General features: G+C 72.1%; 14 protein-coding genes and 4 tRNA genes. 7 read left to right on the plus strand and 11 right to left on the minus strand.

The window, feature by feature from the left end; all coding sequences use genetic code 11:
* Positions 1–85: 85 nt before the first annotated feature.
* The gene (locus ACFYW3_RS12450) at positions 86–634 is read left to right on the plus strand and encodes an NADPH-dependent FMN reductase (protein WP_389386198.1); all 549 of its coding nucleotides are present in this window, start codon (positions 86–88) and stop codon (positions 632–634) included.
* A 72-nt stretch (positions 635–706) separates the two neighbouring features.
* Here the strand turns inward: ACFYW3_RS12450 and ACFYW3_RS12455 are convergent, their stop codons facing one another.
* The 5 genes from ACFYW3_RS12455 to ACFYW3_RS12475 all read right to left on the minus strand — a co-directional run bounded on the left by ACFYW3_RS12455 (position 707) and on the right by ACFYW3_RS12475 (position 2,254).
* Positions 707–1,135 carry a MaoC family dehydratase gene (locus ACFYW3_RS12455; protein WP_389386199.1) on the minus strand — a complete coding sequence of 143 codons (429 nt, stop codon included), beginning with the start codon at positions 1,133–1,135 and terminating at the stop codon, positions 707–709.
* A gap of 1 nt (position 1,136) precedes the next feature.
* Entirely contained in the window at positions 1,137–1,589 is a 453-nt protein-coding gene (locus tag ACFYW3_RS12460; RefSeq protein WP_351752077.1) for a MaoC family dehydratase N-terminal domain-containing protein, read from the minus strand.
* A gap of 217 nt (positions 1,590–1,806) precedes the next feature.
* On the minus strand, positions 1,807–1,971 hold the full coding sequence (gene rpmG, locus ACFYW3_RS12465) for a 50S ribosomal protein L33 (protein WP_006604855.1): 165 nt from the start codon (positions 1,969–1,971) through the stop codon (positions 1,807–1,809).
* Between the two features lie 89 nt (positions 1,972–2,060).
* Positions 2,061–2,133, minus strand: a tRNA-Met gene (locus ACFYW3_RS12470).
* A 48-nt stretch (positions 2,134–2,181) separates the two neighbouring features.
* Positions 2,182–2,254: transfer RNA gene (locus ACFYW3_RS12475), tRNA-Thr, on the minus strand.
* A 384-nt stretch (positions 2,255–2,638) separates the two neighbouring features.
* On the opposite strand from ACFYW3_RS12475, the gene ACFYW3_RS12480 reads away from it, so the two are divergent.
* Positions 2,639–3,961 carry an amidohydrolase family protein gene (locus tag ACFYW3_RS12480; protein WP_351752079.1) on the plus strand — a complete coding sequence of 441 codons (1,323 nt, stop codon included), beginning with the start codon at positions 2,639–2,641 and terminating at the stop codon, positions 3,959–3,961.
* A gap of 64 nt (positions 3,962–4,025) precedes the next feature.
* Positions 4,026–4,682, plus strand: a complete 657-nt coding sequence (locus tag ACFYW3_RS12485) for an SDR family oxidoreductase (RefSeq protein WP_351752081.1) — start codon at positions 4,026–4,028, stop codon at positions 4,680–4,682.
* 44 nt (positions 4,683–4,726) lie between these two features.
* On the opposite strand, the gene ACFYW3_RS12490 is transcribed toward ACFYW3_RS12485, so the two are convergent.
* A complete protein-coding gene (locus ACFYW3_RS12490) occupies positions 4,727–5,167 on the minus strand; it encodes a DUF3574 domain-containing protein (RefSeq protein WP_351752082.1) in 441 nt (146 codons plus the stop codon).
* Between the two features lie 104 nt (positions 5,168–5,271).
* Here ACFYW3_RS12490 and ACFYW3_RS12495 point away from each other — a divergent pair, with 104 nt between their 5' ends.
* On the plus strand, positions 5,272–5,769 hold the full coding sequence (locus ACFYW3_RS12495; protein WP_351752084.1) for a hypothetical protein: 498 nt from the start codon (positions 5,272–5,274) through the stop codon (positions 5,767–5,769).
* Positions 5,770–5,828: 59 nt separating this feature from the next.
* Here the strand turns inward: ACFYW3_RS12495 and ACFYW3_RS12500 are convergent.
* Positions 5,829–5,910 (minus strand) — tRNA-Tyr (locus ACFYW3_RS12500).
* A gap of 200 nt (positions 5,911–6,110) precedes the next feature.
* Between ACFYW3_RS12500 and ACFYW3_RS12505 the strand changes: the two genes are divergently transcribed.
* The 3 genes from ACFYW3_RS12505 to ACFYW3_RS12515 all read left to right on the plus strand — a co-directional run bounded on the left by ACFYW3_RS12505 (position 6,111) and on the right by ACFYW3_RS12515 (position 8,725).
* A complete protein-coding gene (locus ACFYW3_RS12505; RefSeq protein WP_351752086.1) occupies positions 6,111–6,599 on the plus strand; it encodes a YajQ family cyclic di-GMP-binding protein in 489 nt (162 codons plus the stop codon).
* Between the two features lie 191 nt (positions 6,600–6,790).
* Positions 6,791–6,865 (plus strand) — tRNA-Ala (locus tag ACFYW3_RS12510).
* 426 nt (positions 6,866–7,291) lie between these two features.
* Positions 7,292–8,725: a SulP family inorganic anion transporter gene (locus ACFYW3_RS12515; protein ID WP_389386200.1), complete on the plus strand. Its 1,434-nt coding sequence runs from the start codon at positions 7,292–7,294 to the stop codon at positions 8,723–8,725.
* Positions 8,726–8,823: 98 nt separating this feature from the next.
* Here the strand turns inward: ACFYW3_RS12515 and ACFYW3_RS12520 are convergent, their stop codons facing one another.
* The 4 genes from ACFYW3_RS12520 to ACFYW3_RS12535 form a co-directional block, all read right to left on the minus strand.
* Entirely contained in the window at positions 8,824–9,216 is a 393-nt protein-coding gene (locus ACFYW3_RS12520; protein ID WP_351752089.1) for a YccF domain-containing protein, read from the minus strand.
* Positions 9,213–10,076 (minus strand): zinc metalloprotease HtpX, encoded by an 864-nt coding sequence (gene htpX, locus ACFYW3_RS12525; protein WP_266970183.1) that lies wholly within the window; start codon positions 10,074–10,076, stop codon positions 9,213–9,215. Before htpX ends, ACFYW3_RS12520 begins: the two co-directional genes overlap by 4 nt.
* Before the next feature lie 253 nt (positions 10,077–10,329).
* A complete protein-coding gene (locus ACFYW3_RS12530; RefSeq protein ID WP_389386201.1) occupies positions 10,330–11,889 on the minus strand; it encodes an NADH-quinone oxidoreductase subunit N in 1,560 nt (519 codons plus the stop codon).
* Positions 11,886–13,439, minus strand: a complete 1,554-nt coding sequence (locus ACFYW3_RS12535; RefSeq protein ID WP_389386272.1) for a NuoM family protein — start codon at positions 13,437–13,439, stop codon at positions 11,886–11,888. Before ACFYW3_RS12535 ends, ACFYW3_RS12530 begins: the two co-directional genes overlap by 4 nt.
* Positions 13,440–13,474 lie beyond the last annotated feature (35 nt).

Below are 13,474 nucleotides of genomic sequence, written 5' to 3' on the forward strand. Positions count from 1 at the left end.
CAATCACTAACTTCGTCAACGCCTCTCGCGGGCCGCACCCCCGACCCCCTCGGCCGGGGCGGCGCACGGCCGTAGCATCACGTCCGTGACCCGAACCCCGCACCTCGCCCTGATCAGCGGAAGCACCCGCGCCGGCTCGACCAACACCTCGGTGATCCTGACGGTTCCCGAGGTCCTCGGCGACACGGTGCGCGCCACGCCCTACCTCGACCTGGCGAGGCTCCCGCACTTCAATCCGGACGACGACGTCGAACCCCTGCCGGCCGAGGTCGTCCGGCTGCGCGAGCTGATCGCGCGGGCGGACGCGGTGCTGTTCTGCACGCCGGAGTACGCGGGCGATCTCCCGGGCTCGTTCAAGAACCTGCTGGACTGGACGGTCGGCGGCGTCGAGATCGTGGACAAGCCGGTCGGTTGGATCAACGCGTCCTCGTCCCCGACCGGCGCCGCCGGGGCTCATCGGGCGTTGCGCACGGTCCTCGGGTACACGGGGGCGAGCGTCGTGGAGGAGGCCTGCGCGCGGGTGCCGGTACCCCGGGCCGCAGTGGACGAGGAGACGGGGACGATCACCGACCCGGCCGTCCGCGAGGCGGTCGCGGAGGCCGCCCGCCGACTGCTCGCCGCGGCCCCCCGGTAGGACGTCCGCGGCGGAGCCGCGACCGTCCTGCCGGGGCGGGACGGCCCCGGCCGACGGTCGCGTGCGCCGACCTCAGGCCAGTCGGACCACCGCGCGCGACATGCCCAGGACCTTCTGTCCCGCGCTCATCGCCGTCAGGTCCACCCGGACCCGGTTGTCGTCCAGCTTGGCCGCCACCTTGGCGGTGACCTCGATCAGCGCACCCTGCTCGTCGTCCGGGACGACGACGGGCTTGGTGAAGCGCACCCCGTACTCGACGACCGCGCCCGGGTCGCCCAGCCAGTCGGTGACCACCCGGATCGCCTCGGCCATGGTGAACATGCCGTGCGCGATCACGTCCGGCAGCCCGACCTCCTTGGCGAACCTCTCGTTCCAGTGGATCGGGTTGAAGTCACCGGAGGCGCCCGCGTACCGGACGAGCGTGGCGCGCGTCACGGGGAAGGACCCCGCGGGGAGTTCGGTGCCGACCTCCACGTCGGCGTACTGGATCTGCGCGGTCATCTCAGGCCTCCTGGGGAGCGCGGGACACGAGCTTGGTCCACGCCGTCACCACGTGCTCGCCGGAGGCGTCGTGGACCTCGCCCCGGATGTCGATGATGTCGTTGCCCGCGAGCGACTTCACGGCCTCGATGGTGGAGGTCACGGAGAGCCGGTCGCCGGCCCGCACGGGGCGGACGTACGCGAACTTCTGGTCGCCGTGCACGACGCGGCTGTAGTCCAGACCCAACTGCGGGTCCTCGATGACCTGGCTCGCCGCCTGGAAGGTGATGGCGAACACGAAGGTCGGCGGCGCGATCACGTCCTGGTGACCGAGCGCCTTCGCGGCTTCGGGGTCGGTGTAGACGGGATTCTCGTCACCGATGGCGACGGCGAATTCGCGGATCTTCTCCCGGCCGACCTCGTACGGATCGGTGGGCGGGTAGCTCCGCCCCACGAAGGTCTGGTCGAGGGCCATGGCTCACTACCTCCTGTTGAGGGACTGAAAGTCACGAGGAACGCGTCGCGGATCGTGTGCCCGCGCGGCGACCTCGGGCCCCTCGGGCGCGGGGAACGTCACGCACGGGGAACAGGGGTGGGGCGGGAAGGGATCCGGACGCGGAAACGACACGAGGCCGCCCCCCGATGAAAGGGGACGGCCTCGTGACGGTGCCTGTATTCGAGACTCGCCAGGGTCAGCGGGTCTCGCGGTGCGCGGTGTGCGAGTTGCAACGCGGGCAGTGCTTCTTCATCTCAAGACGGTCCGGGTCGTTACGCCGGTTCTTCTTGGTGATGTAGTTCCGCTCCTTGCACTCCACGCAGGCCAGCGTGATCTTCGGGCGGACGTCGGTGGCAGCCACGTGAGTGCTCCTTGACGGACAATTGGGACGGATGAACGCATACAAGAGTAGCCGACCGGGAGACCGACCCCGCAATCGGCTACTGTGTGTAGCGGCGACCGGACTTGAACCGGTGACACAGCGATTATGAGCCGCTTGCTCTACCGACTGAGCTACGCCGCTTTGATGTGATCGACTCCCCACCCGAGGGTGGGGAACCTCTCTCACCAGAGCCCCAATGCGGAATCGAACCGCAGACCTTCTCCTTACCATGGAGACGCTCTACCGACTGAGCTATTGGGGCGAGCGAGGAAGACATTACACGGTTGCCCGCCGATCGCCCAAATCCTTTGCGGGGGCCGGGCTCCGAGGGGTCCGGCCCGGATCGCCGGATCGGCCCGCGCTCCTCTCCCGCCTCCATTTCCACGGCTTTCCGGGTCGAATGTGGGCGAGGTCACACGGTCCGCACCGATGCTTCCGCCCCGATCTCACGCTCTGTGCATCACGAGCGCCCTCTTCCGCGCCGGCGCACTCCGGATCCCGTCGCGGGGCACCACACCGGTACGACTATTTCGCTCCTCCGCGAACCGGAGAGCCCCGCGCCCTAGGCTCGGGGCACGCTGCGTGATCTTGGGCCGCGGGCCGCGGCCACGGACCCGGGAAGCGCCCGAGCCACCGCAGGAGCGCGATGTCCGACAGCCCGCCGCAGCAGCCGTCCCACTCCCCGCACGGCGGCCGGGGCGAGGGTGGCGGCCATGGACCCGCACACGGCCCCCGCGGTCACGCGGGCGGTCCCGCCGCCGGACCCGAGTCCACCACCCTGCTGCTCGCCGGCGCCCGCCTCACCGACGGCCGCACCGTCGACGTCCGGCTCGGCGGGGGCGGCCGCATCCAGGCCGTCGGGACCCCCGGGAGCCTGCCCGCCCCCGCGCTGTCCCGCGTCGACCTGACCGGGTACCTGCTGCTGCCGGCCCCCGCCGAGCCGCACGCGCACGGCGACACAGCCCTGACCGCGGACGGCGAGGGGCCCGTCTCCCACGCCCCCGACGAGGTGCAGCGACGGGCCACCGAGGCGGCGCTGCTCCAGCTCGGGCACGGCGCCACCGCCCTGCGCTCCCACGTACGGATCGGCGACGTCCACGGGCTCGGCCCGATGGAGGCCGTGCTCCAGGCCCGCCGCTCGCTGCGCGGCCTCACCGACCTGACCACCGTCGCCGTGCCCCGGCTGCTGACCGGTGTCGCCGGGGCGGACGGACTCGCCATGCTCCGTGACGCCGTCAAGATGGGGGCCTCCGTGATCGGTGGCTGCCCGGACCTCGACCCCGACCCCACCGGCTTCGTCGAAGCCGTCCTGGAGCTCGCCGCCGAGCACGGCTGCCCCGTGGACCTCCACACGGACGGGGACGACCCGGTGCGCCTGGCCCGGCTCGCGGCCATGGCCGGCGGGCTGCGCCCCGGTGTCGGCATCGGCCCCTGCGGCGGTCTGTCCCGGCTCCCGCTGGACGTGGCGACCCGCGCCGCCGACCAACTGGCCGCGGCCGGCGTACGGGTCACCTGCCTGCCGCAGGGGGACTGCGCGGCCCTGGAGCGGCGCGGGCTGCGCACCGCACCGGTCCGGCTGCTCCGTGCCGCCGGGGTCCGGGTCGCGGCCGGGAGCGGGGCCCTGCGCGACGCCGGCAACCCGGTCGGCCGGGGCGACCCGCTCGAAGCGGCGTACCTGTTGGCCTCCCAGGGCGGACTCCGGGCGGCGGAGGCCTACGAGACGGTCAGCGCCCGCGCCCGCGAGGCCATGGGTCTGCCCGAGGTGCGGGTGGAGGCGGGCTTCCCGGCGGAACTGCTCGCGGTGCGCGGGGACCGCATCGCCGGGGTGCTGTCGCTGGCGTACAGCCGGATCGTGATCCACCGGGGTCGGGTCGTAGCCCGGACGAGTGCCGTACGGGAGTACTGCGACTCGGCGGTCGCGGTGGCCCTGGACCTGCCCCGGCAGGGGCGCACCGAGCCCGGGCCCTGAGCGGCGGGGGCCGTTCGCCGCCGCTTCGCGGGCGCGGGCGCCCGGCTCGACGTACGGTCGGGGCATGCGCATCGTCATCGCGGGTGGACACGGTCGGATCGCGCTGCGGCTGGAGCGCCTGCTCTCCGCGCGCGGGTACGAGGTCGCGGGCATCGTCCGCGACCCGGAGCAGGGCGACGACCTGCGGGACGCGGGGGCCGAACCGGTGCTCTGCGATTTGGAGTCGGCGACCGTCGAGCACGTGGCGGGGATCCTCCAGGGCGCCGACGTGGCCGTGTTCGCGGCCGGGGCGGGAGCGGGCAGCGGTATCGACCGCAAGGACACCGTGGACCGGGCCGCGGCGGTCCTCTTCGCCGACGCGGCCGAACGGGCCCGCGTACGGCGCTTCCTGATGGTCTCCTCGATGGGCGCCGACGCCCGCCACGACGGGGACGAGGTCTTCGACTTCTACCTGCGGGCCAAGGGCGAGGCCGACGACCACCTCCGCACCCGGCTGGGCCTGGAGTGGACGATCCTGCGCCCGGGCGCGCTCACCGATCAGGCCGGCACGGGCCTGGTCCGCCTGGAGGCGGACACGGGCCGGGGGTCGGTCCCGCTCGACGACGTGGCGGCGGTCCTCGCGGAGCTGATCGAGACCCCGGCGACGGCGGGCCTGATCCTGGAACTGCTCTCGGGCTCGACCCCGGTCTCGGTGGCCGTCAAGGACGTGGCGGGCAACTGACGTCGGACGCGGGGCCCGGACCGGGAGACCGGGCCCCGGGTTGTTCAGAACTCCGCGCTGACCTTGTCGTCCGAGCGGCCCACCGAGTCCTGCCGGAACCGGTGTTCGTACGTCCGCCGGATGCGTTCGATGCGCGCGCCGCGCTCCTGCGCCTCCTTCTCGGGGTACGGCAACACCACCTCGTACGAGGTCTCGTGGACGATCCGGCCGTCACGGCCGCGCCATTGGCCCCGCCCGTGGTGGACGGTGAGCCCCTCGGGGAAGGCCGGGGTGATCTCGTCGTCCAGGAAGCGGGTGAACTCCCCCTCCCCGACCGGCCCCTGACCTCCCGGGCGCTCGGTACCGAAGTACAGCCGCGTCTCCTGGTACGGCTCCCCCACGCGGGTGTCCAGAGCCGCCCCGACCAGGGCCGGGATGCCGGCGCCGAGCAGGGCGAGCAGGACGCCGCCCCCGATCTTGCCTCGTGTGTCCGATGTCCCATGCACGCCCCTTGAACGATCCGGCGTCCCCATCGGTGCGCGGGAGGCGCCCGATAGGGTCACTGCGGATTCGGCCGCGGGGACGGTCGTACGAGGCACCGGGGTGGGGCATGGGCGACGGCGACTGGCGGATCGGCGAGGCGGAGGGGGCTCGGCTCGCCGCCCGGTGGTGGAAGTGGGCCCTGTCCGCGCCGGAGGACCGCAGCCCCGTCGGTGACACCACGGGGCGCGACGCCGGGTGGCGTCAGCCCGAGGACCTGTGGTTCCTCGCCGGGACCCACGGTGGCCGCGTGGTGCGGCGGTGCACGGTCCCGAGCGGTCGCCGGTTGTTCTTCCCGGTGTTGAACACCCAGCGGGCGGCGGTCCCGTTCGTCACGAGACCGTGGATACCGACCGTGGCGCGGGCGCGGGCGGCCCTGAACAGCGTGCCGCTGAGGCTGGAGGAGTTCTCGTCGAAGCCGTTCCAGTCCCTGGGGATACCCCGGGTCGCCTGGGGCCTGTGGTGCGGACTCGACCCGCTTCCGGCGGGTCAGTACGTACTGGAGATCGCGGCGTCCGCGACGAACGGCTTCTGGGTCGACATCACGTACCACCTGACGGTGGAGTGAGGTCGGCCGGGGAACGAAGAAGGCCCCCGTTCACTGGGTGAACGGGGGCCTCTTTCGCGTGGCGGCGCCAGGGTTCGAACCTGGGTAGGCTGAGCCGGCAGATTTACAGTCTGCTCCCTTTGGCCACTCGGGCACACCGCCAAGAGATGTTGCCGTTTTTCCGCCTTGCGGCGGCGCTCCGTGGCAACGACGTAAACAATACCCGATGGCCGGGGGTGCTTCGCCACAGGATTGATCAGCGCCGCACGTGGGCGCGGTGGCTAGGCTTTGCGGAGCGGGCCGGGGTTGTCCGGCCGCGCCCTCCGGGGCACCACACAGCCGACTTCAAGGAGCCACAGCACATGGCCGACTCCAGTTTCGACATCGTCTCGAAGGTCGAGCGGCAGGAGGTCGACAACGCCCTCAACCAGGCCGCCAAGGAACTGTCCCAGCGTTACGACTTCAAGGGGACGGGCGCGTCGATCGCCTGGTCCGGCGAGAAGATCCTGCTGGAGGCGAACTCCGAGGAGCGAGTGAAGGCCGTCCTCGACGTCTTCGAGACCAAGCTGGTCAAGCGCGGGATCTCGCTCAAGGCCCTGGACGCCGGTGAGCCGCAGCTGTCCGGCAAGGAGTACAAGATCTTCGCGACGATCGAGGAGGGCATCTCCCAGGAGAACGCCAAGAAGGTCGCGAAGATCATTCGTGACGAGGGTCCCAAGGGCGTCAAGGCTCTGGTCCAGGGCGAGGAGCTGCGCGTCAGCTCCAAGAGCCGCGACGACCTCCAGACCATCCAGGCCCTCCTCAAGGGCAAGGACCTGGACTTCGCGATCCAGTTTGTGAACTACCGCTGATCAGGGTCTCTGACCTGCACCGACGCTTCTAGGTGAGCTTGGCGGGGCACAACGGGGGCACAGCGCCGAGGACCGTCTCGACGTGTGCTCGCGTTGTGCCCTCGCCGTCCGGCCGCAGGGGCGGCTCGGCGCGCCTGTCGGCAAAAAAATCGCCGGCCCCGTGGTGGGCGGGCCGGCTATGATCACGGCAAGCGGGGTCGTAGCACAGAGGTAGTGCGCCTACACAGCATGGAGGAGGACGCCGGTTCGAATCCGGCCGCCCCGCCCCTTCCACCGTGAACGGCCTTTCATCGGCCTGCCGTCGAGAGATCCGGCAGAGCCGCGTCCCGCGCGCGGTCGCGAGGCCGCCCGCGACGTGTCGGCCGCCGTTCCCGCGTCCGTGACCCCGCCCGCGACGAAGGCCCCGCGCGGCGAAGATGCCGCGCGGTGAGGTGTCCACCTGCAACGAGGTGAAGAGGCCCGTCACGGCTGCGCCCGTTCGTGTCCGTGGACGGGCCCGCTGCGCTCCGGCGCCGGTGGTCGCCGGTTCGGGGCGGTGCCCCGTCGTCCCCGGGCCGTCCGGGTGGTGGGCCGCGCGTGTGCGGGGCGTGTGCGGCGCGTGCTCCGTCGCCGACCCCTGTGGTCACTGGGCGCGGGCCGGTGCGCCCACCACGCTGGTGGCAACCATCCATCACGTGGCAGGGGGTTCTCGCATGCCTGGGGCCGGTACGTTTCGCGAAGACTTCGGGGCGTCCGTCGTCGTCGCGCTCGTCGCGCTGCCGCTCTGTGTGGGCGTCGCCGTCGCCTCCGGGGTGCCGGCCGAACTCGGCATCGTCACCGGGGTGGTCGGAGGCCTCGTCACCGGCTGGTTCCGCGGAAGTTCGCTCCAGGTCAGCGGCCCGGCCGCGGGGCTGACCGTACTCGTCTACGAGGCCGTGCAGACGTACGGTCCGCCCGCGCTCGGGGCGCTGGTGGTGGCCGCCGGGCTGCTGCAGCTCGGCATGGGGGCGCTCCGGCTCGGGCGGTGGTTCCGGGCGATCTCCGTCGCCGTGGTGCAGGGGATGCTGGCCGGGATCGGGCTCGTGCTGATCGCCGGTCAGTTGTACGCGCTGGGCGGGGTCCGGGCCCCCGGGCAGACCCTCGCGAAGCTGGGCGGGGTGCACGTGCTCGGGGCGCAGGCCGACTGGGCCGCCGTGGCGCTCGGGGCCGGGACCATCGCCGTGATGGTGCTCTGGCGCCACGTGCCGGCCCGGATCAGGCTCGTGCCGGGGGCGCTCGTCGGCGTGGCGGCGGCGACCGCCGCGGCCACGCTGTTGCGGCTCCCGGTGGACCGGGTGCGGGTGACGGGCGTGCTGGAGGCGGTGACCCTGCCGGCTCTGGACGACTTCAGGGTGCTGCTGTCCGTGGGAGCCGTCGGAACCGTGGTGGCGCTCGCGCTCATCGCGTCCGCGGAGACCCTGTTCAGCGCGGCGGCCGTCGACCGCATGCACGACGGACCGCGCACCCACTACGACCGGGAGCTGGTCGCCCAGGGCGTCGGGAACCTCACCTGCGGGCTGCTCGGGGCGCTGCCGATGACCGCGGTGATCGTGCGCAGCGCCGCGAACGTGGAGGCGGGGGCTCGGACCCGGGCGGCTCGGGTGATGCACGGGGCTTGGCTGTTGCTGTTCGCCGTGGCCCTCCCCCAGGTGCTGGAGGTGGTGCCGCTCGCGGCGCTGGCCGGGGTGCTGCTGTACGCCGGGTGGAAGCTGCTGCCGGCCAGGGCGGTGGCCGCGCTGTGGCGGACGCACCGGGGCGAGGCCGTGGTGCTGGTGGTGACCGCGTCCGCGATCGTGGCGACCAACCTGTTCGAGGGGGTGCTGGTCGGACTGGGTGTCGCCATCGCCAAGGCGGCCTGGGAAAGCTCCCATGTGCACCTGGAGGAGGTCTGGGAGGGGGAGGTGCTGTGTGTCCGGGTGCTGGGGAACGCCAACTTCCTGCGGCTGCCGAAGCTGTTGGACTCCTTGGACGCGCTGCCGCCCGGGCAGCGCGTACGGCTGGACCTGGACGGGCTGCGGCACCTCGACCACGCCTGCCTGACGGCCCTCGACGGATGGGAGCGGGCTCGTGCCCGCACCCCCCTCCCCGGCCGCGAGGGCGTCGCCTAGGCCGTCTCTTTCGGATCTTGCCGGTCAGGCCCGCGAGAGACGGCCCAGGGCGACGACCAGGGCCCGTGGGCCCGCCTCGTCCTACGGGGCGGGGCGGGTCAACGGGAGGCGAAGGGGGCGTCGGTCCGGACGATCTCACGGCCCAGCGGGAGCAGGGAGAGCGGGACCATCTTGAAGTTGGCGATGCCGAAGGGGATGCCGATGATCGTGACGCAGAGCGCGATGCCGGTGACGATGTGGCCGAGGGCCAGCCACCAGCCCGCCAGGATCAGCCACAGGACGTTGCCGACGCAGGAGCCGGCGCCGGAGTCGTGGCGCTCGACGGTGGTGTAGCCGAAGGGCCACAGGGCGTACACCGCGATGCGGAAGGCGGCGATGCCGAAGGGGATGCCGATGATGGTGATGCAGAGGATCACACCCGCGAGGCAGTAGCCGAGGAACAGCCAGACGCCGCTGAGTACGAGCCAGATCACGTTCAGGATTGTCTTCACTGCGTACGGCCTGCCATCTGTTCGAGCCGGGCGATGCGCTCGGCCATCGGGGGGTGTGTCGAGAACATCCTCGACAATCCCTCACCGGGGCGGAAGGGGTTGGCGATCATCATGTGGCTCGCCGTCTCCAGGCGTGGTTCCGGGGGCAGCGGCAGCTGCTTGGTGCCGGCGTCCAGCTTGCGCAGGGCGCTCGCCAGGGCCAGCGGGTCGCCGGTGAGCTGGGCTCCGGAGGCGTCGGCCTCGTACTCGCGCGAGCGGCTGATGGCGAGCTGGATCACGGACGCGGCCAGCGGGCCGAGAATCATGATCAGCAGCATGCCGAACAGGCCGGGTCCCTCGTCGTCGTTCGAGCGGCCGATGGGGATCAGCCAGGCGAAGTTGACCAGGAACATGATCACGGAGGCGAGTGCTCCGGCGACGGACGAGATGAGGATGTCGCGGTTGTAGACGTGGCTCAGCTCGTGGCCGATCACCCCGCGCAGCTCGCGTTCGTCGAGGATGCGCAGGATGCCCTCGGTGCAGCAGACCGCGGCATTGCGCGGGTTGCGGCCGGTGGCGAAGGCGTTGGGGGCCTCGGTCGGCGAGATGTAGAGCCGGGGCATGGGCTGGCGCGCGGAGGTGGAGAGCTCGCGGACCATGCGGTACAGCTCGGGGGCCTCGAACTCGCTCACGGGGCGGGCGCGCATCGCGCGTAGAGCCAGCTTGTCGCTGTTCCAGTACGCGTACGCGTTCGTCCCGAGGGCGATGAGGACGGCGACGATCAGGCCGCCCCGCCCGAAGAAGCTTCCGATGACGATGATGAGTGCGGACAGCCCGCCGAGGAGTACGGCGGTCTTCAGCCCGTTGTGCCGGCGGTGCACGGTACGCCCTCCAAGTGGTGCGGCAGGGGGACCCCGTCCAGGATCTTCGGTGCGAAGGGTCTCCGGTCCAGTGGACCCTTCCTTCCTGGTCAACGCGAGGTGAGGGCGTCTGGTTCCCGGGGCACGACGGGGACGCCGCACCGGTGGGCCGGGCGGCGGGGCGGCCGTGGGCATTGCTCCATACGGGTCACGGCGTGTGGGACGGGCAGGCGGGGCGGGCGTGCGGGGGCGGGCGTGCGTGCGGGGCGGGCGGCTACTGCGGGAAGAGGCTGCCCGCGGCGAAGCGCAGGATGAGCTGCGGGGCGCCCGAGAGGACCAGGGCGGTGACTCCGGTGAGCACGATGGCGACGGTGATCGGCAGGGGGGCCTTCACCCGGGCCCCGGCGGGGGCCGCGCCCTCGCCCGTGGACTGGCTCGTGGCCTCCCGCGGGGCGCGGAAGAGCAGGGCCGTCCAGCGCAGGTAGTAGTACAGGGCGATCACGACGTTGATCGCCATCAGCACGGCCAGCCAGCCCAGGCCGGCGTCGACCGCGGAGCGGAAGACGGTGACCTTCGCGAAGAGGCCGATGAGGCCGGGCGGCAGTCCGGCCAGGCACAGCAGGAAGAAGGCCAGGGCCAGGGCGGCGGCGGGGCGCTCGGCGTACAGGCCCCGGTAGTCCTCGATGCGGTGCAGCGGCTTGGTACGGGCGACCAGGGCGGCGACGGCGAAGGCGCCGAGGTTCACGGCCGCGTACATGAGGGCGTAGGCGACGGTGGAGCCGATCTGGTCGCGGTCGGAGTACGCGGCGGCGGCGATCGGGACCAGCAGGTAGCCGGCCTGGCCCACCGAGGACCAGGCGAGGAGGCGGACGGCGCTGTTGGGTCGGTCGGCGGACTGGCGCAGGGCGGCGACGTTGCCGACGGTCATGGTCAGCGCGGCGAGGACGGCCAGCGCCGGGCCCCAGATGTCGGAGTACGCCGGGAAGGCGATGACGGTGACGAGGATGAGGCCGGTGAAGCCGACGGCCTTGCCGATCACCGAGAGGTAGCCCGCGATGGGCAGCGGGGCGCCCACGTAGGTGTCGGGGACCCAGAAGTGGAAGGGGACGGCCGCCGTCTTGAAGGCGAAGCCGACGAGGGTGAGGGCGACGCCCGCCATGGCGAGGGTGTCGAACCGCGCGGGGACGTCTTCGAGCCGATCGGCGACCTGGGCGAGGTGCAGGGAGCCGGTGGCCGCGTAGACGAAGGCGACGCCCATCAGGGACACGGCGGTGGCGGTGACCGAGGACAGGAAGAACTTGAGGGCGGCCTCGGAGGACAGCCGGTCGCCGCGGCGCATGCCGACGAGGGCGAAGGCCGGCAGCGAGGCGACTTCGAGGGCGACGATCAGGGTGGCGAGGTCCCGGGACGCGGGCAGCAGGGCCGCGCCGGCGGCCGAGGAGAGCAGCAGGAACCAGTACTCGCCCGCCGGCATGCGGGCGTCGCGGACGGCGGTGACCGACAGCAGGGCGGTGACCAGGGCGCCGGCCAGCACCAGGAACTGCACGACGAGCGCGAAGTGGTCGGCGGTGTAGCTGCACGCGCCGGGGTCGCCGGTGAGGCAGAAGGTCGCGCGGTCGCCTGCGCGCAGCGGCAGCAGGGAGACGGTCGCGGCGGCCAGCCCGGCCACGGAGACCCAGCCGAGCAGCGGCTTGCGCCGCTCGGGCAGGAAGAGGTCCGCGACCAGGACGACGAGGGCGACGGCGGCGGTGATGACGACGGGGGCGATGGCGAGCCAGTCCACGGACTGGACCAGGCTCGGGGTCTGCGCGCCCGCGGCGGACAGGACCGTCATGAGTTGCCTCCTGCGAGGAGCTTCTGGACGGCCGGGTCGGTGAGGCCGAGGAGGACGGCGGGCCACAGGCCGGCGAGGACGGTGAGGGCGACGAGCGGGGTCCAGGCGGCGAACTCGTAGTGCCGGACGTCCGCGACGGTGATCTCGGGTCCGGCCTTCGGGTCGCCCATGCAGACCCGGCGCACGACGACCAGGAGGTAGCCGGCGGTGAGCAGCGTGCCGAACGCGCCGACGGCCGTGTACGTGAGGAACGCCGACCGGGGCAGTCCCTCGGCCGGGTCGAACGCGCCGAACAGGGCCAGCATCTCGCCCCAGAAACCGGCAAGGCCGGGCAGTCCCAGGGAGGCGACGGCGGCGAAGGCGAGGAGCGCGCCGAGGCGGGGGGCGCGGCCGTAGAGGGCGGCGCCGGTGGCCCCGGCGAGGGTGTCGAGGTCGGCGGTGCCGTAGCGGTCCTTGAGGGCGCCGACCAGGAAGAAGAGGAGGCCGGTGATCAGGCCGTGGGCGATGTTGGCGAACAGCGCGCCGTTGACGCCGGTGGGGGTCATGGAGGCGATGCCGAGGAGCACGAAGCCCATGTGGCCGACGGAGGAGTAGGCGATGAGCCGCTTGAGGTCGCCCTTGTTGCCCTTGCGGGCCAACGCGAGGCAGGCGAGGGACCCGTAGACGATGCCGACGACGGCGAACGCGCCGAGGTAGGGGGCGAAGGTGGCCATGCCGTCGGGGGTGATCGGCAGCAGGATGCGGACGAACCCGTACGTGCCCATCTTCAGCATCACGCCCGCCAGCAGCACCGATCCGACGGTGGGGGCGGCGGTGTGCGCGTCCGGCAGCCAACTGTGCAGGGGCCACATGGGGGTCTTCACGGCGAGGCCGAGACCGATGGCGAGCACGGCCAGGAGCTGGGTGGTGTGGGACAGTTCGCGGCCGTTGTCGGAGGCGAGTGCCACCATGTCGAAAGTGCCGCTGTCCAGCCCGATCAGCAGCAGGCCGAGCAGCATGACCACGGATCCGAGGAGGGTGTACAGGATGAACTTCCAGGCGGCGGCCTGCCGCTGAGCGCCGCCCCAGCGGGCGATGAGGAAGTACATCGGGATGAGGACCATCTCGAAGGCGAGGAAGAACAGCAGCAGGTCGAGGACGGCGAAGGTCGCGAGGGTGCCGGACTCCAGGACGAGCAGCAGGGCGACGAAGGCCTTCGGGGAGGGGCCCTCGGGGAACTTGAAGTAGCTGTAGAGCGCGCAGAGGAAGAACAACAGCGCGGTCATCAGGAGCAGGGGGAGCGAGATGCCGTCGATGCCGAGGTGGATCCGGATGTCCAGCGCGGGGATCCAGCCGATGTCCGTCGTCGCCTGGAAGCGGGACGGGGCGTCGTGGTCGAAGCCCAGGGTCAGGGCGATCGCCGCGGCGAGGACCACGCCGGTCACGCTCACGCCGTGGCGCAGCACGGCCTGTTCGGGGCTCCTGCCCTTGAGGCCGGGCGGGGCCGGCAGGAGTGCGGCGACGGCGCCGAGGAGCGGTACGGCCACGACGAACGCCAGGAGGAACTGCATCACGGACGGGCTGATATCAATCACGGCTGACTCAC

The sequence above is a fragment of the Streptomyces sp. NPDC002602 genome (assembly GCF_042889445.1).
Lineage (GTDB): Bacteria > Actinomycetota > Actinomycetes > Streptomycetales > Streptomycetaceae > Streptomyces.

What these genes read in the sequence shown, in the direction of transcription:
- ACFYW3_RS12455 (WP_389386199.1), bottom strand. Translation starts at nt 1,135, where the DNA reads ATGACCGCGCAGATCCAGTACGCCGACGTGGAGGTCGGCACCGAACTC.
- ACFYW3_RS12460 (WP_351752077.1), bottom strand. Translation starts at nt 1,589, where the DNA reads ATGGCCCTCGACCAGACCTTCGTGGGGCGGAGCTACCCGCCCACCGAT.
- ACFYW3_RS12480 (WP_351752079.1), top strand. Translation starts at nt 2,639, where the DNA reads ATGTCCGACAGCCCGCCGCAGCAGCCGTCCCACTCCCCGCACGGCGGC.
- ACFYW3_RS12485 (WP_351752081.1), top strand. Translation starts at nt 4,026, where the DNA reads ATGCGCATCGTCATCGCGGGTGGACACGGTCGGATCGCGCTGCGGCTG.
- ACFYW3_RS12495 (WP_351752084.1), top strand. Translation starts at nt 5,272, where the DNA reads ATGGGCGACGGCGACTGGCGGATCGGCGAGGCGGAGGGGGCTCGGCTC.
- ACFYW3_RS12505 (WP_351752086.1), top strand. Translation starts at nt 6,111, where the DNA reads ATGGCCGACTCCAGTTTCGACATCGTCTCGAAGGTCGAGCGGCAGGAG.
- ACFYW3_RS12515 (WP_389386200.1), top strand. Translation starts at nt 7,292, where the DNA reads ATGCCTGGGGCCGGTACGTTTCGCGAAGACTTCGGGGCGTCCGTCGTC.
- ACFYW3_RS12530 (WP_389386201.1), bottom strand. Translation starts at nt 11,889, where the DNA reads ATGACGGTCCTGTCCGCCGCGGGCGCGCAGACCCCGAGCCTGGTCCAG.
- ACFYW3_RS12535 (WP_389386272.1), bottom strand. Translation starts at nt 13,439, where the DNA reads ATGCAGTTCCTCCTGGCGTTCGTCGTGGCCGTACCGCTCCTCGGCGCC.